At 34.3% G+C, this 23,804-nt stretch carries 14 protein-coding genes; 3 read left to right on the forward strand and 11 right to left on the reverse strand.

The window, feature by feature from the left end:
• Positions 1–90: 90 nt before the first annotated feature.
• The gene (locus tag FS85_RS0103995) at positions 91–939 is read left to right on the forward strand and encodes an SDR family oxidoreductase (RefSeq protein WP_010134764.1); all 849 of its coding nucleotides are present in this window, start codon (positions 91–93) and stop codon (positions 937–939) included.
• Positions 940–979: 40 nt separating this feature from the next.
• Here the strand turns inward: FS85_RS0103995 and FS85_RS0104000 are convergent, their stop codons facing one another.
• The 6 genes from FS85_RS0104000 to FS85_RS0104025 form a co-directional block, all read right to left on the reverse strand.
• Entirely contained in the window at positions 980–2,881 is a 1,902-nt protein-coding gene (locus tag FS85_RS0104000) for a PQQ-binding-like beta-propeller repeat protein (RefSeq protein WP_010134765.1), read from the reverse strand.
• Positions 2,882–2,989: 108 nt separating this feature from the next.
• The gene (gene fucP, locus FS85_RS0104005; protein ID WP_010134766.1) at positions 2,990–4,309 is read right to left on the reverse strand and encodes an L-fucose:H+ symporter permease; all 1,320 of its coding nucleotides are present in this window, start codon (positions 4,307–4,309) and stop codon (positions 2,990–2,992) included.
• A 57-nt stretch (positions 4,310–4,366) separates the two neighbouring features.
• Complete coding sequence (locus FS85_RS0104010; protein WP_202797925.1) at positions 4,367–5,695, reverse strand: DUF1552 domain-containing protein; 1,329 nt, start codon at positions 5,693–5,695, stop codon at positions 4,367–4,369.
• A 33-nt stretch (positions 5,696–5,728) separates the two neighbouring features.
• Positions 5,729–9,679 carry a DUF1592 domain-containing protein gene (locus FS85_RS15075; protein WP_010134768.1) on the reverse strand — a complete coding sequence of 1,317 codons (3,951 nt, stop codon included), beginning with the start codon at positions 9,677–9,679 and terminating at the stop codon, positions 5,729–5,731.
• A 151-nt stretch (positions 9,680–9,830) separates the two neighbouring features.
• Entirely contained in the window at positions 9,831–13,655 is a 3,825-nt protein-coding gene (locus tag FS85_RS0104020; protein WP_010134769.1) for a hybrid sensor histidine kinase/response regulator transcription factor, read from the reverse strand.
• Positions 13,656–13,816: 161 nt separating this feature from the next.
• Positions 13,817–14,101: a hypothetical protein gene (locus tag FS85_RS0104025; protein WP_029489260.1), complete on the reverse strand. Its 285-nt coding sequence runs from the start codon at positions 14,099–14,101 to the stop codon at positions 13,817–13,819.
• A gap of 17 nt (positions 14,102–14,118) precedes the next feature.
• Between FS85_RS0104025 and FS85_RS0104030 the strand changes: the two genes are divergently transcribed.
• Both FS85_RS0104030 and FS85_RS0104035 read left to right on the forward strand, forming a co-directional pair.
• Positions 14,119–14,754 (forward strand): NUDIX hydrolase, encoded by a 636-nt coding sequence (locus tag FS85_RS0104030; RefSeq protein ID WP_010134771.1) that lies wholly within the window; start codon positions 14,119–14,121, stop codon positions 14,752–14,754.
• A 56-nt stretch (positions 14,755–14,810) separates the two neighbouring features.
• Complete coding sequence (locus tag FS85_RS0104035; protein WP_010134772.1) at positions 14,811–15,635, forward strand: lysophospholipid acyltransferase family protein; 825 nt, start codon at positions 14,811–14,813, stop codon at positions 15,633–15,635.
• A 107-nt stretch (positions 15,636–15,742) separates the two neighbouring features.
• Here FS85_RS0104035 and FS85_RS16925 read toward each other — a convergent pair whose 3' ends face one another.
• The 5 genes from FS85_RS16925 to FS85_RS0104060 all read right to left on the reverse strand — a co-directional run bounded on the left by FS85_RS16925 (position 15,743) and on the right by FS85_RS0104060 (position 23,409).
• Positions 15,743–15,883, reverse strand: a complete 141-nt coding sequence (locus tag FS85_RS16925; protein ID WP_010134774.1) for a helix-turn-helix domain-containing protein — start codon at positions 15,881–15,883, stop codon at positions 15,743–15,745.
• 118 nt (positions 15,884–16,001) lie between these two features.
• Positions 16,002–16,688 (reverse strand): hypothetical protein, encoded by a 687-nt coding sequence (locus FS85_RS0104045; RefSeq protein WP_010134775.1) that lies wholly within the window; start codon positions 16,686–16,688, stop codon positions 16,002–16,004.
• Positions 16,689–16,747: 59 nt separating this feature from the next.
• Positions 16,748–18,574, reverse strand: a complete 1,827-nt coding sequence (locus FS85_RS0104050) for a SwmB domain-containing protein (protein ID WP_010134776.1) — start codon at positions 18,572–18,574, stop codon at positions 16,748–16,750.
• Positions 18,575–18,581: 7 nt separating this feature from the next.
• Positions 18,582–20,333, reverse strand: coding sequence for a RagB/SusD family nutrient uptake outer membrane protein (locus FS85_RS0104055; protein ID WP_139062142.1), 1,752 nt, complete (start codon positions 20,331–20,333; stop codon positions 18,582–18,584).
• Positions 20,334–20,343: 10 nt separating this feature from the next.
• Positions 20,344–23,409: a SusC/RagA family TonB-linked outer membrane protein gene (locus FS85_RS0104060; protein ID WP_010134778.1), complete on the reverse strand. Its 3,066-nt coding sequence runs from the start codon at positions 23,407–23,409 to the stop codon at positions 20,344–20,346.
• Positions 23,410–23,804: the final 395 nt, after the last annotated feature.

The raw sequence follows: 23,804 nt of genomic DNA on the forward strand, positions 1-23,804 counted from the left end.
TAACCTTATGTTGATGGTTGTTTTTTGAGAATTTCGTATCAATTTTGTAATATCTGTAAATGTATCAACCCTATAAAAAATACAAATCACATGAAAATAGCAGTAACCTCAGCAAACGGAAAATTAGGTTCATCTATCATTAAAAATTTAATTCCGCTAGTAGGAAAAGAAAACGTAGTTGGAATTGCTAGAACTCCTAAAAAAGCAGAACGATTAGGAATTGAGATTAGAAAAGGTGACTATAATAGTAGAGAAGAATTTAATTTAGCATTAAAAGGAATTGATAAAGTTGTATTGCTATCGGGTATGGATAAGCCCGAAAACCGAATTCAACAACACAGAAATGTGATTGAGGCTGCTGTGCAAAACAATGTTCAAAAAATAGTCTATACAAGTATTGTTGGAGACGAAACAGGAAATGCTTTTAGCCCCATAGTACAAAGCAACCGTAAAACTGAAGAAGATGTTAAAAAATCTGGTTTAAAATATGTTATAGGAAGAAATGGTGTATATATTGAGCCTGATTTGGATTACCTAGACACTTATGTAAAAGAAGGAGAAATAAGAAATTGCGCTAACAATGGTAAGTGTACTTATACAAGTCGTGAAGAATTAGGAGCAGCATATGCAAAACTTGTTTTAGACGACCAACATAACCAACAAACGTACAACTTGGTAGGTAGTGCAATTACACAAACAGAACTAGCACAAATTATCAATCAAGTTTTTGGTACATCCTTAACCTTTAAAGCTATTTCTTTTGATGCTTATTTAGAAGAAAGGAAAGCAGCTTTGGGAGATTTTCTTGGAACTATTATTGCCGGTATTTATAAAGGTATACAAACTGGTGCTTACGATATTTCTTCCGATTTTGAAAAAATTATGGGCAAACCCCACGCTTCTGTTACCGAAATGATGGTTGCTTATAAAAACAAATAAGTACAAGAACAGCTCCTTAAAAAAGGAGCTGTTTTTTTAACTATTCAATACATATTACTTCCTTCATCGTACGATGGTAAATTTTCCCATTGGCATAGCTTAAGGAATTTACTGTCCACGTTTTTCCGCTTTGCCCCAAATCATTTACAGCTACTAAAGCAGACTCATCAAACTTTTTTGCGTTGGCATTTACTACATACACCATACCAACTGCATTGGTAAAATAAATATAGTTGTTAATCTTAGTTGGCGATCCTAAAAAACATTTCTGAAACCCATTGCCCCTTGTACGAGGATCAGCAGCATTCAGCTGTCCTTGGGAATTTAACCCGTCGTTATTTTGCGGAATACCATACAGATAATTCCCTTTTGCATCTGTATTTCTTGGTACTTCCAAATGTTCATTTTCTCCTGTAATTGTATTGTGTTTGGCTAAATAAGGACTGTATCGTACCATATAGTACACATTATTCTCTGTAAAAAAATTGCAATGTCTTTGATTTTGTAATCCTTTTAATTTTACATTTTCTGCTAAAACATAGCTTTGTTTTACCGTATCAAAATTATATTGATTTACAATATTTAACTGCTTTTTAGCTATAAATTTTCCTGTATTAGCATCAATAATAGTATGATGATTACCTTTATCAAACCAAGAAGCTTTACCACTATTCCAATGCTGAGTGCTTAATGCTCCCCAACCAGATAATGTATTGGGTTCTTTAGGTTGCCAATTCCAAATTTCTATTCCTTGATTCTCTTTAGCCAAAGAAATCAAACTCAAACCAACAGGCCTCTCTGGTACTTCATGTGGCCCTCCTCTACCCATTAAAATTGCGGGTATTCCTTCAGCAGTTTCTCCCAAAATTGGTGTGTTGTAATGGGTAAGTGCTTGTTGGGTTACCCAAATACGCTTACCTGTTAGTTTATCAAAGGCATGTAAGTAGTTCCAATCTTTTTGTCTTAGAATATCTACTGAAACAGGAGGTTCTACATTCAATATTAAATTTTGAAATAACACAGAATCAAACTGCTTGTTAAAAGGTCTACCTATAGTAGGCTGCCAAGTACGTTCCCAAACTCGTATTCCATCTATGGTAAAACAAGCCATCCCTCCGCTTGCATTAATTGCCCAAACATGTGTTCCGTCTGTTGCAGGACAGGGAGTTGTAGCATCACTAAAACCGTAGTTGTATTGACTTTCAATTGTTCCTTTTACCGTTTTTTGCCATAAAATTTTACCTGTCTCAGAATTCAAGCACAACAACACAATATCTTTGCTACTCGCTCCTCCATTTTTCTTTTTTCTTGCCAACTCTAATTCAGCAAACAGCTCTCTTAAACTTTCGTTCTTTTTATGAACAAAGCCTCTATAACTCTCTAAAACTTTAGCATATTCTTTTCCAACTTTGTCTTTTCTCATCATATTTCTTTCAATTTCTGGTCTTTCTAAAACAGAACCATGTTGGTAATAAGCATTATTTTTTAGTACTTGCTGCCACTTAGTATGGCCTATTTTATAGTTTTTTTGCAAAAGCAAAAAGTCTTTATTTTGGTTCATTTCTAAGGCATTTACCTCGGCTTTAAATTTTTTATTATATGTCTTCTTTATTTGTTGATATGCTTTTAATAGTATTTTATGTTCTGGATTTTTATTAGGAGGATTGATGGTTAAAAATAATTTATCATTCCATACTGCAATTCCGCTTTGCCCTCCTTCTGGCAAGGTAGTTTTCCATTTGATGTTTTTTCCTGTACGCACCGACCAATGAGTAGGAACACGATTATTTGTTTGTACTTTCCAATTTCCATGTGGCCCTCCAGACATAGGCCATTGATTTTCACTATTGGCAACTATAACGCTGGTTTGAGCTCTAGATTGATAAGAAATTAGCATTAGCCCTATCAACATTCCTGTTGTAATTTTTTTAAATAGTTTCATCTGTGATTTTTTTGATTGATTATGTCTGCTTTAGAACTATAGTTTTACAGCATAACTGTAGTTAATTAGCAAAGTAGTAACCTGTATATTTTAAGCTTTATTAAGATGCTACGCTGTTTTTGAGTTGCTATAACCGTAAAAAATTACAGGAATCAAACAAATCATAGGCATAATGAACGAAAATTTTACTTCAGGTACACCCAAAATGGTTGTGTTGGCCAATTCGGGTCCTCCTATATCTATAATCAACCCTTGCATAGGTGGAAATATTGCTCCCCCCACAATAGCCATCACCAAAAATGCAGAACCTACTTTGGCTTCGCCCCCCATATCTTTTAAAGCAATTCCGTAAATGGTTGGGAAGTTAATGGACATAAATAACGACACAAATACCAAACTAACCAAACCTGCCATCCCAGGCATTACAATAGCTCCTAAGCAACACAAAACAGACATAATTGCGTAAAGAAATAACAGTTTTGGGGCTTTAAATTTACTCATCAACCCAGTAGCAATAAACCTACCCGATAAAAAAATAGACATAGCAAACATATTCCAATAGGTTGCCTGCAATTGATCGTTAGCAGGTCTAGATTGATTTAAATATTCAACATATTGAAAAATAGCTGTCCAACACATAATTTGTGCACCCACATAGGTAGCCTGAGTAAGCACTCCGGGTAAAAAAGCTTTTTTGGCAAATATTTTTTGAAAAGATTCCTTTAACGTTATCTCTTCCTCTTCTTGTACTTTAGGGATTTTAGTCATCCAAACAATTCCTAAAACTACCAAAACCACAGCACCAATTCCTAAATACGGACTACTAATCGTTGCTAGGTCTTCAGTTCTCATAGTACTTTTAGTAACTGTATCTAAAGCACTGTAAGCCTCTTCTGTAAGTTGATTGGATTGTATTTGACTTAAAACCACAAATTGTGCTATAAGCATTCCTGAAAGTGACCCTATAGGATTAAAAGCTTGAGCTAAATTCAAACGTCTGGTAGCGGTGGACTTGTCTCCCAAAGATAAAATTAATGGATTTGCAGTGGTTTCTAACAAAGACAAACCACAAGTAATTACGTATAAAGAAATTAAAAAGAAATTGTAATCTTCTAAACTAGAGGCTGGATAAAACAAAAATGCTCCTATAGCATACAATCCTAACCCTAGCAAAATTCCAGATTTATAACTGTATTTTCTGATGAACAATGCAGCAGGTAAAGCCATACAGCCATAGCCAAAATAAAAGGCAAACTGCACCAAATAAGCCTGAAACCAACTGAGTTCTGGCATAACTTTTTTAAAAGCTGTTACCATAGGATTGGTAACATCGTTGGCAAAACCCCAAAGAGCAAATAATGAAGTAATTACAATAAAAGGCAGTACTAATTCTTTGCTTACTACCGGAGTATTTTTTTTTGTTGACATTGTTTTAGTTGTTAGTTGTTATTTTATAACTAAAAATTCTTATTACTAAATACTTGCTTACAAAATAGAAGGCAAAGTACCTGTACTATCAGAAAATTTTTCAGTTTCTACCCCCACGGCATTCAGCATACTTACAAACAAATTAGAGAGGTGTACATGTTTAGGATCAAACTCTGTGTAAGTACCATGTTTGGCTCCCATATTTTTCCCTCCAGCCAATACCAAAGGACAATTATTTGCATTGTGAGTAGAACTACACGAACTACCGTACAAGACCAAAGTATTGTCTAGTAAAGGCCCAAATTCATCAGTAGTGGTTTTCATTCTTTCTAAAAAATAGACAAAGTGGCTAGCCAACCATTGGTCGTACTTTCCCCATTCTTCCCAATGCCCTGCTTTTTTATCGTGAGACATGCTGTGGTGTCCAGGTAAATTCAATGAAAACTTTGGAAAACTATCACCAAAGCCCATTCCGTCTTCTCGAGCCATCATATAGGTAACCACACGAGTAGCATCAGTTTGTAAACCAATTACAATTAAATCTAGTGTAGCTCTTAAATATGCTTCAGGATCCTGAGGTGTTACTTCTAAATTTAAATGATCCGCATCAAATTTCTTTAAAGGAATGTCTAACCATTTTTCGTTGCGAACTACTTGCTGTTCTACACGGTTAAGAGAAGTTAAATATTCGTCCATTTTAGCCTTATCATGAGCTCCTAGTTTTTTATTCAAAGCTTTACTATCTTCCAAAATTAAATCCACAATTTTTTTGCCTTGCTGCAAAGACTTTCTACGTTGTGTTGTAGTTCTTCCTCCGTTTGGAGAAAAGTAACGTTCAAAAATTTCTCTTTGTCTATGTTCTGACGGAATGGCTTTTCCTGACAAATCAAAAGAAAGTGTTGATGCGCGAGATTTATACCCTACACCACCATCGGTAGAAAGTACTAATGAAGGAAAACGTGTTTTTTCTTTTAGTTTTTGTGCTGCCACCTGATCTACCGAAATACTATTGTTATAAGCACTACGCAAATCACCTCCTGTTAACCATGTATCTCCAGCAATATGTCCCAAAACATTTCTGCTAAAAGGGTGGCTTAACCCGCCTAAAACAGACAACTCTTTACGATAGGGTTCTAAGGAAGCTAAGGTGTTGGTAAATTGATAATTGGCTCCTTGCTCCATAGGAAACCAATTCCATTGCTGATGGTATTCACTTTCTTTGGGAGGCATGGCAACTCCGTTGGGCGTATATAAATACACTAGTCTTTTGGGTATATCTGCTTTGCCAGGGGCATCAAGTACCGACAAGCGTGTCATTCCCATACACTCTAAATACGGAAGCATGCAGGCAACACCAAGCCCTTTCACAAAACTTCTTCTGTTCATATGCCAAGATTTTTTTACCATAACCTTATATTTTTATGATTGATTTTTTCTAGAAAAAGAAGGGCTCAACACAATTTCTCTTAAAATTGCTTGAAATTTATAATGATCTTCTCTTACTTTTTTAACAATGTTGTTGATTTCTTTATCATCAGCAAACGTCACGTTTCTTCCCAAAGCGTAAGCAAATAAATGTTTGACAACCGAACGTGTTACCTCTTCTTTTTTTTGTGCCAGTATATATTGTTTTATCCCTTTTACACCAACAACAGTGGTACCATCTGGCAATACTGATTTAGAGTCTATAGGCTTTCCTTTTGCCTGTGTTTGAAAACGTCCTACGGCATCATAATTTTCGAACACCACCCCATAGGGATCAATTTTTTGATGACAACTTACACAAGAGGGTTTGTTTCTATGCAGTTCCAACTGCTCTTTTAAAGTCAATTTTTCAAAACCTGGAGTATCTGGATCTATCTCAGGTACATTGGGTGGTGGTGGTGGTGCCGGATCTCCTAATATTTTTTCTTTTAACCAAACCGCTCTTTTGATAGGATGTGCTTGCACCCCATCGGAGTGACCATTTAAAAATGCTCCTTGAGATAACAATCCTCCTCTTTGCTGACTTTCTGTAGTTGCAACAGGTCTAAACTCACCTCCTTTTACGCCTTCAATTCCATAAAACTCTGCTAAGTTTTGGTTGAGCATTGCAAAATCTGAATCAATAAAATTCAGAATGCTCAAATTGTTTTTTAGTACATACTCTAAAAAATGATACGTTTCTTCATTCATATCTTCTTTTACAAAACGGTTATAGTCTGCATAATCTTTTACACTAGTGTTCATTCCGTTATGTCGGTCTATACGTAACCATTCTGTAGCAAAAGAACGAATCATACGCATGATCTTGGGATCTTGTGTCATTTTAGATATTAACTGAGGTAAATTTTCTCTTAATTCCCCTTTGCTAACAAGCTGAATGAGTTCTTGACTTGGAGGTGAGTTCCATAAAAAGTAAGACAGTTTGGAAGCCAAGTAATAATCGCTATTTTTTTGATCTATTTTAGGATTGTTCTGATCTAAAATATACAAGAAATTAGGCGAACACAATACAGCTACCAAAGTCTCTTTAATTCCATCTTCATAGCTTGAAAAATCATTACGAACAGATTGCCAAAAGCTCATGTATCTGTTTACTTCATTTTCTGCTACTTTTCTTCTAAAAGCACGTTCCATAAATTTAGTTAATACTTCTTTGGTGTATACTTCTTCATTGTTTTTGTTAGGCGAATCAAAAAAGATTTGTGTGTGACTTTTGGGTGGCCAAACAGGATGATATGGCATTTCTAACTCTACATTTTTAACCAGTAAAACGGGGCCAGAATCGTTTGCATTTTTTACCAAAAAGTTGTTCCAAAACCCAATATGCATCATATTAGAAAACTCACCATTATCATTAGGATTGTACATTGGTACAGGTAAATCTTCAAAATATCCTGTAAATTCAATTTTTTGTGTAGCACCAAACGGACTACTAATTATTTTTGGAGTATCAAAATTTAAATAATCTTGCCCATCATCTGTGCGAGTTCCTGCAAACGCTCTAATAGATGGAAAATCATTTTTATACTTTTCATTATTCAGTTTAGATTTTCCTCTAATTCCTTTTAACATCGGATTTCCTTCCTCGACTGGAGTTAGAATTACCTTGTACATTCCTACAAAAAAAGATCTTTGTATAAGTCCTAAATGTTTTCCTTTTTTTAAATACACCAAACCTACAGGTGTTACTGTGGTGTGTCTTTGTTCTTGCTCAATTCCTTCTTTAAATAAATGTGATATTTTTTGTCCTCCTACACCCAACAGACCTAAAGTAATAGATTTTTTTTCGTCTTTATGAACATATGGATGCACAATGTCTACTTGGTAATATCCCTCTTTTTTTACGTTGTATTTAAATTTTGCGTTTACCCACTTGGTAACATCTTTAGCCTGAATTAAAGTCTGGTCTTTACTAATAATTAAATTTCTACCTTTTTTAAGGTCAACATCTTTTGCTGCAATAACAATAGAAGCTTCCGTTATAGCCCTCGGTTTTTGATTTTTTAAAGGAAAAATCATTTCACTGTGTTCATCTATATATCCTTTAGAGGCTTCTATTCTAAAAGCAAAGCTTCCTGTCCCTGGAAAGTAATCTCTAATTACCATTTTTACATTGGGTGATGGACCTTGCCAAGATTTAGGAGGCAACTCTTTATGTGGTTTAGCCGACTGCATCAGTAGTCCTTCTTTAACTACACTAAAACGATCAGGATCAGACCCTCTAAAATCAAAACCAATTTTATCTTTAATGCTATCATACAATGTGTTTTCATAGGGTTCATCCCCTTTGGCTACCTGAACAACAAAATCGTCTTTACTCATGGCAATGGATTGAAAACCACCAAAAACGGCTCCTGGTTTGTCTGTTCCAATACCTTTACCAAAAGTTACTTTGTACTTAGTAGACTTTGGTTTGTCTCCCAATACAATTGCTTTGCTTAGAGCTTCTCTGGCTATTTTTTGATAATAATCTAAATGCAATGGAGATATTTGTAAAACTTCTCCATTGTTGCTAAATCCCATCTTAGAAATTCCATCGTCCGGCAACACTTTTCCAAAATTAATAGGCAGTCCTAACAATTCATTTAATGTGTGGGTATATTGTTTTTTTGTCAATCTTCGCATTACTCCATTATTGGCTACTTGCTTAGCATCCGCAGCTTTAGCCAAAGAGGTTGTCATCCAATTCACAATTTTTTCTCGTTCAAATTTTGTAGGTTGAGGTTTGTTTTTAGGAGGCATCTCGCCTTTATTAATTTCATCCAAAGCTGAGTTCCATTTTTCTGCATCGTGACCTTTTACCATATCCCAATTTAAATTGTCTAAACGCATGTTTCCTTTTTGCCTTTTGGAATTGTGGCATTGGTAACAATACTTATTAAAAATAGGTTGAATATTTTTTCTATAATTTAATTCTTCTTTAGATATTTTTTTAGTGATTTTAGAAGTTCTCTGTGCCAACACAGGCTTTTCTTTTGTTTTCTCATGTTTGCTTTTTGTTATTTCTGTTTGATTTGATTTTTGTTTTTTAAAGGAATTCTGTATCCATTGAATAATAATTTTTCTTTGCACATCTGTTAAAGGCTCTTTTTCTTCTGGTGGCATATTTTTTTCTGATATCTCAAACAAAATATCGTCCCAAATTTTGGCTCCATGTGTTGTGGTTACATCCCAATCTAACGTATCCAAACGCAAGTCCCCTTTTTGTTTGTTTTCGTTATGACATTCGTAACAACGTGTGCTTAAAATAGGTAGAATTTTATCTTGAAATGTTTGGATGTGTTTTGGAACACCTTCTGTCGTTTTTTCTGTATTTTTTCTGATGAGTTTTTTATAATTCTCTTGGGTTTCTATCCCTAAAAAAGATTGCAAGCCTTGTGGCATATCTTTGGTTAAGTAACCACTACCGTGTGTTAGAGAACCTCCGTAATGTCCTGCTATAGATAACAATAACACATTGATCCCTAAAACGATTTTATAGGCTATTTGAAATTTATTTGTACTACGAATCCAGTAATGCAAAACCAACAACCATACACTTACAAAAGCAGTGGCCAATCCCATGTACTTGTGAAAATTTAAAACCTGTTTATTGTATCCTCCAGCACCTGCTAAAAATACCCCTGCCAACAAAGTGGGAATTACTGTAAGCACCGAAAACCATAACAAAGGCTGTGCAAGTGTTTGCAAGTTGCTTTTTTTAGTAAGCCATTGGTAAGCTTCTATCACAAAAAGAGCCAACAAAGCCCCAATTGGTAGGTGTAGAAACAAAGGATGAAAATTGCCCAAAAACTTACTCCAAGAATTCGCAATGGTTTCGGGTAACAGCAATAAGCCTCCTAAAAATAGGGAGAATACGACAGCTATAACAAGTCTTAATTTCATTTGTGATTAGATGCTTTGTTAGTTGATTTGTTTCACATTTTTCAATGCATTCCAAATTTAACTATCAAATCACTAATAAAAGAGGGGGAATCTTCCTTAAAAAAGGGGGAACAACGTGTTTATTATAAAAAAAACATATGTGCTACATGTATTAAATTCTATGTTTCTTCTTGAATTGCAAGGGGGTAACTCCATTTTTCTTTTTAAACAAGGTTCTAAAATATTTACTATCGTTATAACCTAACATATAAGTAATTTCATTAAAAGAATGGTCTGAATGTAGCAACAACTCTTCTGCTTTTTTAAGTTTTACAGTGGTAATTAGTTCATTTACCGACTGCCCTGTATACTCTACTACTTTTTTATAAAGTACACTTTTAGACATATTCATTTTAGAAGTTAGCAATTCAATATCTAATTTTTGATGAATAAACTCCTCTTCTATTACCTGCATTATTTTGGTTATAAAAGCTTGTTGCGGACTTGCAGTTTGTTCTTCTTTGGGTGTTAAACGCAAATCTCTATCGGCTTTTTCTTTGGTTTGCTCCAACAATTGTATATGGTTTTTTATTTTTAACAAGAGACTATCAATATTGATAGGTTTTGCAATATAATCGTTGGCACCAATAGCCAAAGCCTCTAATTCCATTCCGCTAAAAGCAGTAATTACAATTACAGGAATGTGTTTTGTCTTCAAATTGTTTTTTAATGCATCACACAATTCTGCACCGTTCATTTCTGGCATTCTCAAATCAGTCAATACCAAATTAGGTTTCTTTTCAAAAGCCAATAACTCGCCTTGCTTACCATTAGATGCACTGTATATTTTATAATAGGCTTTTAGTTCATAACAAATATAATCTCTCAACTCATCATCGTCTTCTACAACCAACACAGCGTGTTTCATATCATTGGTTTGCAAAAGTTCTTCTTTATTATTGGGTTGATGCTCTTCTTCTTCAATGGGCAAGCTAAAGGTTATAGTCGTTCCTTTCTGATATTCACTATCCACTTTCACAGTTCCATCATGGGCTTCTATATACTCTTTTACAATAGACAAACCAATGCCTTGTCCTACATTCTGAGAGTCTGACTGATAAAAACGCTTAAATATTTTACTCAACTTATCTTTTCTAATGCCTACACCGGTGTCTTGAACAGAAATAAAAACATTTTTTTGAAGTTCATCTTCCGAAACTTTTAAAACGATACGTCCTTTTTTGGGAGTGTTTTTAAATGCATTAGATAATAAGTTGTACAATACACGTTCAATTTTTTCTTTATCAAAAAAAACGACGAGTTCATTTGTGGAAGTCTGCAAACTAAAATCAATATTTTTCTGTTCGGCTTCAAAAGCAAAATTGGTCATCAGCTGATTTAAAAACTGAACCAATTCTATTCGTTGAATATTCAATGTTAAATCTCCACTTTGAACAGTACTAAAATTCAATACCTGATTGATTAAATTGATCAAACGATTGGTGTTTTTTGAAGCTGTTTCTAGAAGGTATTTTTGTTCGTCTTGAGAAATTTCATGAGCCAGCATTTTCTCAATAGGTCGACTAATCATAGTCAACGGTGTTTTAAGATCATGAGAAACATCCGTAAAGAATTTTATTTTTTCCTGATCTGTTTCTCTCAATTTTTTTTCTATTCCTAATTGAATATCAAATTCTTTTTTAAGACGAAAACGAATCACCAAAAAACGAATAAGCAATAATGCACACAGCGATACTGCTACTAAAAACCACCAAGATTTCCAGAATGGTGGAGACAAATAGATATTGATTTTTCTCCCATCGGAGTTCCATACTCCATCTTCATTACTGCATTGCAATTGTAAAGTATGGTGCCCAAAGGACAAGTTGTTAATCGTAAAACTTGGAAAACGAACAGAACTTATGTTCCAAGGCTGTTGGTCTATTTTATAACGATATTTAACCCCGTTGGGAGAAATATAATTGGGTACGGAAATGGTAAAGGACAAGTAATTTTCGTAATGATTTAACTGCTGTAAATCGGACACACTTTTTCCATTAACCCCATTAATTTCAACATCCTCTACATAAATAGAGTATTGGTAAGGACTTTTTTTTAGCTCAGTTGGGTTGAATTTTAAAAACCCTTTATTCACTCCAAAATACATATGCTGATCCTGAGCATACAAAGCAAAACGATTGGTTATTTTGTTGGCTGCATCTCCAAACCCTTTGTAGTAACTGCTAAACTTTTCTGTAGTAATATTTAACTTATTCAAACCTAAATTGGTTCCTATCCACAAGGTATTTTTATCCTGTGCCACCAAAGAAGAAATGTAATTGTGAGACAAACCATCTTCTGTGGTATAGTTTTTTGTTACTTCGTATTGTTTTTTCTGAGCATTGTACTTCAACTTGCTTAAGCCCCTAGAAGTAGCAGCCCAAACGTATTGTTTGCCTATGTGAAGGTATTGCACCGTATTACTTCCTAACTTTTTAGATTGGTTGATATTAACTACATCTACTACCTGATGATTTTCATCTAAATTGAACTGAAAAATACCTTTGTTGGTTGCACTTGCCAAAATACAATTTCGATGAGCATCGTACACCAAAAAATTAACCCGACTCCATTTTAGTACAGGCAGATATTCTGAGGTCTTTTCTTGTAAATTGACTCTAGTAACCCCTCTGTTGTTTCCCAGCCAAAACACATTTTTACGAGTGCGAATTCCAGAAATAATGTAATTCATTTGGCTTTGAGCTGCATTTACTTTTTTAAAAACCTCAAAGTCTTTTTTTTGAGTATTGTAACGACATTCATAGACTTCCTTTTGAGTAAAGGCATAAAACAAACTATCGTTATACTGTTGTACAAAACGAACTTCTTGTTTGGGCAAATAAATGGTTTCTTGGTGGCTTTGTAGATTTTTTCTGGTAATACCTAAATTTCCTGCTAACCAATGTGCTCCTGTATGATCTTGAAACAAAAATTTTCTGTTTTTGTCGCTATACAATTGTTTAAAATTATGTTGAAAAGGCTCTAAATCGTTGTAATTTAATTTGATAAGATCATTATTAGAAACCACCAACCAGGCATTATTTTGAGTATCTATAAAGGTTTCTCTACCATTTTGAATAACTTTATGTAACGGAACATGCACTAGTTCTATTTTAGATTTATTCAAATCTATTCGATACAAATCTGTAAAAGACGTGACTAGAACCTGATTTCTCTTTTCATCAAATTCCATCCATTTAATTCCGTTTACAGAAGTCTGAATGGTTTCCCATTGATCTTTTTGAGTACGATAGATATTAATTTTTCTAGAGTTATCTCCAATCCATACATCGTTATTTTTATCTACACAAATACTCGTTGCGTTTACGGGCATTTTAATGGTTCTAAGTAGCTTTTCTTGCTCTGCATCAAACATTACCATATGACTAGACATTACAAACCAAACCATTTTTTTTCTGTGATATCCCAAGCGTGTGTTGGCCACTTGGCTTATAGGAATAGGCTGAATGTTGTTTAAATCTAAATTTTTTAAGGAAAAATAATAGGGAGTAACGTGTCCTACAAACAACTTGTCATCGCACAAAGTCATGCTGTTCACTTCAGAAAAAGTACTGTCTTTAGGAAAGCGTATCTCTTGTAAATCTTTTGTAGCCAGTGTGTAGCAATACAAACGGTTGTCTTTGGTATCTAACCAAATACGGCCAAAATTGTCAAACTCAAACTTTTTAATTCTTCTTAGTGGAAAATCTGGATGTTGATTTAAAAAAGCATGATGTTCGTATCGGTAACCGTCAAAACGGTACAAGCCATCTTCCGAAGCAAACCAAATAAATCCTTTTTTATCTTGACGGACTCTAGAAACATCAGTCGTAGGTAAGTCTGTGGTTTCAAACAAAGAAATAGCTTCTATCTGTTGTGCATTTACATTAAGCATTCCCCCCGCAAAAAAAAAGATCAACAACCAAAATGGATGCATTGTTTTTAATCTTACAGTCAATAAAATATTCTTAACAAAAAGAAGCATTCAGCAAAAAAAAGTATGAGTTTTGTAGATTATTTTACTAAATCAACACAATATTATATGATTTAACGAAGCAAAAATAGATTTAAATTTGAAACAAACGAACAGAAGTACTTTTATTTTTGTGTTATTGATGTTTCCTCTTTATCTAACCAAACGCTTAAAATCCAAGTTACCGTAAAAGTTGGAAAAATATCTGTAAACGGAAGTGCCTCTTCTATAAAGCCAACAATAGCCGTGTATTTTGATACTTTGTTTTGAAACACTTTGGTGATTAAGTAAGCCGAAAGAGGTGCCCAAACAAAATCGATAGATTCTGTTAATCCTGGAATTAAATAAGATAAAACCCCAACAGCATCTAACAAAATACTCAATACTAATTTTTTATATTTAAATTTCATTTTATAAAAATAGACAATTGACAAATTTTGAACAATTAGTTTCTAAAATAGAGCTTTTAAAAAATAGTCCTTTGTTGGGAATTAAAGCCCATCAAAAGTTAGCCCCTTTGCAAAGACCACTTTTTACAGCGTACAACACTCCAAAAAATGCCAAGTTAGCTGGTGTATTAATTTTATTGTACCCAAATGCTTTTGGACAAACACAAATATTACTTACCCAAAGAGCCAAGTATCAAGGAACGCATAGCCAACAAATTAGTTTTCCTGGAGGTAAAAAAGACAGCAACGATAAAAACCTGCAAGAAACCGCTCTTAGAGAAACTTTTGAAGAAGTTGGTATTGCTGCCAAAAACCTAGAACTCATAAAACCAATGAGTACTTTATACATTCCTCCTAGCAATTTTAACGTGCATCCTTATATTGCTTTGGCACACAAAACGCCCAATTTTGTAACCAATTACGAAGTGGCTAAAATTGTAGAATTTCCTATGTCTAAATTGCTTTCTGAAACTACTTTGGACACTTTTAAAATGAAGAGCCATTCTCTACAACAAAATACGGTTCCTTGTTTTAAATATCAAGAACATATAATATGGGGAGCCACAGCAATGATGTTAAGTGAATTAAAAGAAATCTTAAAAAGCCTCTCATAGGTATGAAATTATTGTAAATTTGTCCGCAAACCATAAAAAAACAAACCCTAAGATCTATGAGCCTATTTAAGAAAAACCCTTTTGGTCAGTATCTTTTTTTAAAAAGATTAATCATTAGTGTTTTTGGTATCATCTCTTACCGTAGATACAACGGATTCAATAAATTACAAATAGAAGGTTCTGAAATTTTAAAAGAACTTCCCGATAGAAATGTATTATTTATTTCCAATCATCAGACTTATTTTGCAGATGTAGCTGCTATGTATCATGTATTTTTTGCTACGCTAAATGGCAGGGATAATACGCTAAAAAGATGGACCTATTTACTAAAACCCAAACTAAACCTGTACTATATTGCTGCATTAGAGACCATGAAAGCAGGTTTGTTGCCTAAAATTTTTGCTTATGTAGGATCTATTTCCATAGAAAGAACTTGGCGAGCAGCAGGAAAAGATGTAAAGAGACAAGTAAAAATGTCTGACATTACCAACATAAAAAAAGCATTGGATGATGGTTGGGTGATTACCTTTCCGCAAGGAACTACCAAACCCTTTAACCCTATAAGAAGAGGAACAGCTCATCTTATAAAAAGCTATCAACCTATTGTAATTCCTATTGTTATTGATGGCTTTAGACGATCTTTTGACAAAAAAGGATTGCTAATTAAAAAACGTGGAATTTTACAATCTATGGTTATCAAACAACCTTTAGAAATTGATTACGAAACTGAAGACATTCAGCAAATTGTAGAAAAAATAGAATACGCTATAGAGCAACATCCTTCTTTCTTAAAAGTAATTTCTGTTGAAGAATATGCAGAACAAGAACGAAAACTGAACAAACAACGTGAATTTTGGAGTTCTGACAATACTGAAGAATAAAATTACAGACACTATATCACAAAAAAGGATGAACTAAATAAGCTCATCCTTTTTTTTGTGTTTATTAGTTACAAATACTACTAAACACACAATGCTCCTAACTCTTTTTAACTACCACAATATACCTTGTCTAACATTTTAATGAATTTTATTAACACAGCTGGTTGAGACAAATACAAATGTTCAGCTGCTTTCGTAAAACTTAAGTGCTTGGCTACCACTTTAAATATATATAGGTTGGTTTTCATCTATCTAAAAATCTCTTTAGCTAAAATAAAAAAGACTGTCTAAAAAGACAGTCTTCGTTTTGGTTTCTAGTTTATTTTAAATAGTTTACTAAACTATTAACTTTATCAAGGGTATATTTTAATTGTATACTTCGGTTTCTATAACAGAAACTTCACACAGAGCAGAAGCTGTTGTTTTGGTAATGGTTGTTGTGGTATTAGCCTGATTGTCTACCACTATCGTTGTTGATATTTCTCCAACATTATCTGTAGCAGGTGTTATTTGTTCTGCTACGCTAACATCTCCTTCTTGCTTGGTAGCTATTTTGGTTACCGTTTTTATACTGTGTATGGTAATTCCTAAACCTTCTGCCGGAACCAATGCATTACCCTCTGTATCTGTACGATTAACATCAAGTTCATAACTGGTTGTTAGGTGAGTTTTAGTAACCTCTCCATTTTCTTCATTTGTTACTTCATTTATTTCTTCGGTAGTGTAACTTAATTGATAGGTTCCTGCAACTGCTAGATTATCTCCTGCTGGAATGTAACCCGAAGACTGATTGACGATTACCACATCAAAATTTACTGGTTTATTATTTTCAGGATACTGAATTACCAAATCTTTTTCTTTGTACACATGAATATTTATAGGAACGTCTACACTTTTGTATCCTGAAAGCGTATTGTTAACTGCTAATGGTGCATTTACGGAAATCTGATAAACAGGCACCAACCTAGCTTGCGGCAAGTCCTTTTCTTCTGTGGTACAACTAGCCACTAAAAGTGCAAAACTTAATTTAAATATATTTAAAAGGTATTTCATTTCTGTATGTTTTAAAAGTCTCTCTTGTACTTTTTTACAGAACAAGAGAGATAGATTAGTTAAGGCCTGTCATTAACAATTAATAAATCAAAATTATCCAGCCACAATTTTTGTACTTGAGCAGCATCCTGACCCGTATTTGTAACATTCAAATCTAGTCTTCCATCTGCAATGGCTGGTAAAGAAACTGCTGGTAGTGTTAACTGTACCCATTTTCCTTTTTCTACTGTAGAAATATCAAAGTTAAAAGTAGCATCTACATTTGTAGTCATATTGTACTGAAAGGTAGACATATTGGTTGCTGGATCTATATACACCCATACACTTGGAATATATTTACCTTCTGGAACAGGACTTAATGATTTAAATGCTGACCCTTGCAATCTGGCCAAATTAGGAATACCTGTATCTGGAGTTTCAAACTTTAGAGAATTTGCTCCATCATAGAAAAATGAATTGTCTCTCCAATAATACAAAGGTCCTGCATCGGTTTTTCCGTTGTGTTGTGCAAAATACACTCCTTTTTTCATGTTAGCCTGTCTAAATTGATTCCCACTATCGTACTCAGACTCATAACCTGTAAAATTCTGAATATTCATTACACCTTGGTACTCTGATAGCTTCATGCTTACCGTTACAGGATCAAAACTTTCTAAAGACCTTCCGTCAACCGATATAATTCCATCTGTATCGTCTGCATTAGAATCTGTGTAAGAGATGGTAAACGTATCTGTATTGTATACTGGTTCTGCTAAGGTTAGCTCTATAATAGTTGCATCATCGGCATTTAAAGCTACAGATGAAACAGCTATATTTTGATTGTATCCAGCATCTGCATTTATCACCTGCACAGTAAATTTATCTTCTTGCCCCTCGTACAACTCTACCTCTCCAGAAACTGGGAACTGAATTACTCCAGAAGCATTTACTTTTAAACCAGAACTATATTTAAATGGTTTGGTAGATGGCAATACCTTAATTTTTAGTGGAATTAATTTAGCAATATCTTTTACAGGTCCTGCATCTTTTGTTCTTCTAGACATAAAATGAGCAGTATAAAAAGCATCTCCTTCAGTTAGTTTATTGTAGGCTACTTCTATAGTTTCCTTGGCACTTACTTCTGGTTTTCCTCCATTAGTTGTCCACCTTACAGCATCTACCTCACCTACAGTAGATAAATCCTCAAACATCAATTTTTCTCCTGCTTCTATAGAAATTTCTTGCCAAGTATCTATATTCTCTATGCTAGGTTGATCTTCTTCAGCTACCAATAAAACTTCTGAGTATGGGTTTGTTTCATCTGGAATGGTAGGCCCTGTAGGATCTTCTGGATTGGTAACAAAATTCTGTCTATACACTTTACAGCTGGGTACTGGATCTGGGAAAACTTTTACTTTAAAAATTGTATCTACCATAGTACTTGTGATAGATTTGGTAATAATTTCTCCATCTACCTCAAAAGTTCTATTATAAGTAACAGGCTCATCAAACACTGTTTTTAGTTCTACCTCAAACTCCCCAGCTTCAGGAAAATAAACATTTACCAACTCGTCTGTTGATACAGTTCCTACGTTTGGAATAATGAAAGGTGTGTAAATAGTATCTCCTTCTTCAAACTCTGTAGTTAAATATTTGGCCGAAGTAGGAATGGTCCATTCTCTACTTTTTTGTCCTTGCGACACATCAAAAAAACCTACATATTGATGAATATTAATTTCTTTATTAGGTTCTCTATAAGTTGTTCTATCTCCACTGGTATACCACTGAAAACTAGAATAGTCTGAGTTTAAATCTCCGTAAACAGTAACATTTTCATCCGAACAACTTGTGGCAACAAAAAGAAGTGCGGATAATAGTCCTGTAATTATTTTGATATTTTTTTTCATAATTTCTTTAGTTTACTTGTTGGTTGTACAACGTTTCTTCGTTAGGCAATGGCAAATAAGCATGTACAGATTCTATGTAATTGATAGCTGCATCATTAAACTCTATTTCTGGACTGTTGCTATCGTTAGTGGGGCCTACTCCTGTTTGTACTTTACTTCCTTTACCTGCAGTTCCATCAGATTTTGTAAACGAATAATCTATTACTTGATAGTCTCTTGATGCTAAATCTGTAAAGCGTTGTTTAGCTACTCCCCATCTTCTTAAATCAATAGCTCTCTCTGCATATCCTTCTAAAGACAGTTCCAAAGGCCTTTCTATATACATTAAATGCTCCATTAAACTATTTTGATCGTAGGCAACATCATCATATGTTGAACTTCCATCATCTAATCCCAATTGCAATAATCCCCAACGTTCTCTTATAGCATTGATATAAGACAATGCTTCTGGAATATTGTTTTGTTGTATGTAACATTCTGCCAACATTAAATAAGCATCTGCCAAACGGTACACTACTACGTTTTTTCCTGATTGCCATGGTGTTGCCAAAACATCCTCTTCATGAGATACTACATCGTGATTGGTTAATTTTTTAAAGTAAGAAAAGATATCTTTGCTAAAACTTATATCTTCATAAGCTGGAGTACTTCCGTAATAACTAGACTCTTCATCGTTTACTACTTGAATCATCTGTGCACACCTTAAAGGCACACTTCTTAACAGGTTTCCTTCTTTAAAGTTTCTAGAATCATTTAAATTCATAGGTTCGTTAGAGTACTCAAACGTAATCCATGCAGTAGGATTAAAGTATTTTGCTCCTCCAAGTCCAGCTCCTTTGTTTCCTGGTGCTGTGTATCTTGCCCACCTAGTCGTGTAAGCTTCTTCATCCCAAGAATCTCCTCCTCCATTAATCAAACGTTGATGTATGTCTGTGTAATTCAACTCAAACAACGTTTCTTTACTAAAATCTCCCGCATGTGTAAACAATGTTTTTACCTCATCACCCGTCACTAGTTGATATCCGTAAGGACCTTCTATAACATCTTTTAATAAAGGAATTGCTTTATCGTACTCTTTGGTGTACAAATAACTTTTGGCATAAATCATGGCAGCCAAACCTTTACCAACTCTTGTAGGTTGGTCTTGTATAGCTGGTAAATGATCGTATGCATATTGAAAATCTTCTCTAAAAAAGGTCAATACTTCTGAAGAAGATGAAGTAGGTTTAGAATAGTCTTCTAAACTTTCTGGAATTTCATCTCTGATAATAATTTCTCCTTGATTGTAATTAGAGTGTAAATAAAAGTGCATCAATCCTCGTAAAAAGCGTGCTTCTGCCATTTGCGTGGTCCATGCTTCTTGACTTTTAAAGGTTTCAGACATTCCGTTTAGTCCAGTAATTACCTGATTTGCTCTCCAAATTACACGGTACATACCCGCCCAACTTTTAAAGTAATGATTGTCTACATTATTGGTAAACGCTTGTGCATGCCAAGCATATGTTTCTGCATTCTGCCTACTTCTTAGGTTAGGAAAAGCAATATCTCCTCTAAGAGATTCATTATCAATAGACCAGATGTATTGGTTTAGCAAACCATTGTATACAGAAGTCAAGTTTTCATTAGAATCTTCTAAATCTCTCCAATACAACTCAGAAGACACCTCGTTTGGGTTAATTTCTTCTAAATAATCATCACAAGATTGTAATGTAGTCGCTATTATTATTGATGCGACCATGTGTTTTATATATCTTTTCATCTTGTTTGGTTTAAAATTTAACATTCAATCCAATAGTATACAAAGAAGCCAATGGATATCTAGACAAATCCAATCCTCTTCTGGCTACATTTCCTCCTACTTCTGGATCGTATCCTGTATATTTTGTTATGGTAATTGGGTTTTGTGCAGTAAAGAACAATCGTAAATTACTTAGCCCTATGTTTTCACAAGCAGATTTTGAGAAGTTGTATCCTAATGTTGCCAACTTTAAACGGATATAGTCTCCATTTTCTACCCAATAATCATTGTTTGGCAAATAGTTATCCGTACCAAAGTCTCTAAGAATAGGAATATTTGATGTTGGATTGTCCTTAGACCACATAGACAACAAATCTTTGTGCCTTCCTCTTGTATAGGCTTCTATTTTATTTCCGTTAATTACTTCAGACCCTACAGAGGCATACCAGTTCATAGACAAATCAAACCCTTTGTAGTTCCACTGAAAATTCCACCCTAATTCAAAATCTGGCAATGCGCTTCCTGCATAGTGCCTATCATCGTTGTCTATTTTTCCATTATTGTTGTAGTCTACAATTTCAACATCTCCCATTTTGGCATCAGGCTTAATTTTTTGATAAGCAGCCAAACGTTCTTCTGTATTAATTGCTCCATTTGTTTTGTACAAAAAGTAAGCTCCTGCTTCATACCCCTCTGCAAAAACCGTTATAGGTGTAGAGTTAATGTTAGATTGTGTATTGTAAATGGTAGATTGTCCTGCCGTACTTGTTACCTCGTTGGTGTTGCGAGTAAATACAACGTTGGTAGAAAATTTACTTTTTCCAATATCCGTTCTATACTTTACCGCTACCTCTACCCCTTCATTGGTCATGTTTCCAACGTTTAAGATACTATTCAGATTCCCACCGTCATAAGCTCCTGCAGAACTTGGGGTTCTAACAGGAAACAACATATCTTGGTTGCTTGCTCTATATACATCGGCAGTAATGATAAATTTGTTTTTCCACAAACTCATATCCAAACCAATATTGGTTTCTGTTTTGGTTTCCCATTTTACCTGAGGATTTGCATATGTGTATACCGCAGAACCAAAAGTTAACTGATTGTCTGTAGGATCAAAAACATAATTGGCATTGGTACGAATGGTACTTTGATATTCGTAATTTCCAAAACGGTTGTTACCCACAGTACCTCTACCTGCTCTTATTTTAAAATTATTGATGGTTCCTTTTAAGTCTTTCCAAAAATCTTCATCAGAAACATTCCAACCCAAAGTTACCGATGGAAAAGTACCCCATTGATTTTCTGGACTAAATTTAGAAGACCCATCTCTTCGTACCACTCCAGAAAACAGATACTTTCCTTTGTATCCGTAAGTTACTCTTCCTACCAGACCTACTTGTGTACTATTGTAATAAGCTTCTGAATCTGCTACAGGATTGATACTTGCTCCGTCTAATACACGAATATCATTATTTAGTACTCCTTGTTTTTCTGCTGAAAAACCTCTGTATCCTTCTTCTTTTATTGCAAAAATAGCTTGAGCTCCAAAGTTATGATCTCCTATTTTTTTCTTATAATTAAACCCTACATCTCCTGATAAAGTAGATCTTCTAGAAGCAGAGGTGGTTACGTTACTCTTTGTTGGGTCTGTTTCTGTGGGATCTCCGTTTAAATATACAATAGAATACTGTGGTAAAAACTGATCTCTATACGTGTTTGTGATGGCTGTACCCAAAGTTGCTGTTACATTTAAATCTTTGGTTATTTTTCTTGTAATTCCAATACTAGCATTAATTCTTTCGCTTGTGCTTGCATCTTTTTTCTTTAAAGCCTGTGCTAACAATTCTAAAGGCGTTCTTACACCTCCATCACCACTTTCTGTAGAATAAACAACATCTGAACTAGGATCTACAATAGGATATAAAGGAGAGTATCGTTGTGCATTGGTAATTAAATTATTCCCTACTCGGTCTCTTTTTTCTGTAGTAAATGCTACACTAGATTTCACTTTCCAATTATCGGTATTGTAGTTGGCAGAAATACGTCCATTAATTCTTTCAAAACCTGAATTGATTAACGTTCCTTGTTGATTAAAGTACCCTCCTACGGCATTGTACGAAAAATCTTTGGTTCCCCCTGATACGTTTAAGGTATGTTGCTGTGTTGCTGCATGATTTACCAATACGTAATCATCAAAAGTATTGTTATTGTTTAACCATTCTGGTGTTCTTACAGGTCCTGGATCGTAAGTAGATGCCCCATTGTCTAGTTGAGTTAATCCAAAAAACAATTCTTCTTTGGCATTCATCAAAGAAATCCCGTCACCTAAATCCTGAATTCCGTATGTGGAGTTTAGTGTAATGTTCATTTTTCCTTCTTTACCTTGTTTTGTAGTTACCAAGATAACTCCTCCTGCTCCTTCGGTACCGTAGATTGCTGCCGATGCTGCATCTTTTAAAATATCAATGGTTTCAATTTCATTTGGACTTAAACCTGGATTTCCTTGTTGAGCAATACCATCAACTACCCATAAAGGCTCGTTAGAACCAATAAGAGAAGTAACCCCTCTAATTTGGATACTTGCTGTTTCTCCTGGTTCTCCACTAGCAGCGGTAACATTAACTCCGGTAACTTGTCCTTGTAAAGCAGAAGAAACATCAGTAGTTACAAATTGTTCAATTTCCTCGGCCTTTACCTGTACTACTGCTCCTGTTACTTCTTTTTTCTTTTGGGTTCCGTAACCTACCACTACCACTTCATCTAAAGCATCAGCTTTGGACTCTAATACTATATTCAGAGTTTTTCCTGTAATGGTTGCTGTTTTAGACTCCATCCCTAGGTAGGAAAATTCTAAAATATCTCCCTCTTTTGCTTTGATAGCATATTGTCCATCAAAGTCTGTTGCGGTAACCATTTTTGTTCCCATTTTTTTTACGGTTACTCCAATTAATGGCATTCCGTCTTCGGCCCCCGTAACAACTCCGGTTACTTTTTGTGCAAATACCTTTCCTGATACTCCCACAGTTACTAAAAACACAAATAGAAACAACTTCCTTTGTATGCTTTTAGTCTTGATAATTTTAAATCTCTTCATTTAATTAGTTTTGGTTTTTGTAATAACTTTACTTTGGCTAAAAACTACATGCGCTGTGCTGTTGTGTTTTTAACAGAAAAAAGTTTTTCATCATACATTACATTTTTTAGTTTTTTAAAAACACCAATAAAAAATCTCACATTTTTAATTATTGTAAGTAGACAATACACAATTCACAGGTTGTGAATCGTTCTATTATTTAAAAATCAATAAAAAAAGAGCATAGATATCATATCAGCAAAAACAAATTTCATGTATATCTAAACCAATCTTATGTCTTTTTGTAAAAAATATGTGTTTATACGTAAAAAAGTACAAAGTCCTTCTAAAAGACATTAAACCTTTGACTTGTTTACGAGTATACAAAAACCCTAAGACAACCAAGTACTTAGGGT

Source organism: Ochrovirga pacifica, assembly GCF_000220525.1.
GTDB lineage: Bacteria > Bacteroidota > Bacteroidia > Flavobacteriales > Flavobacteriaceae > Ochrovirga > Ochrovirga pacifica.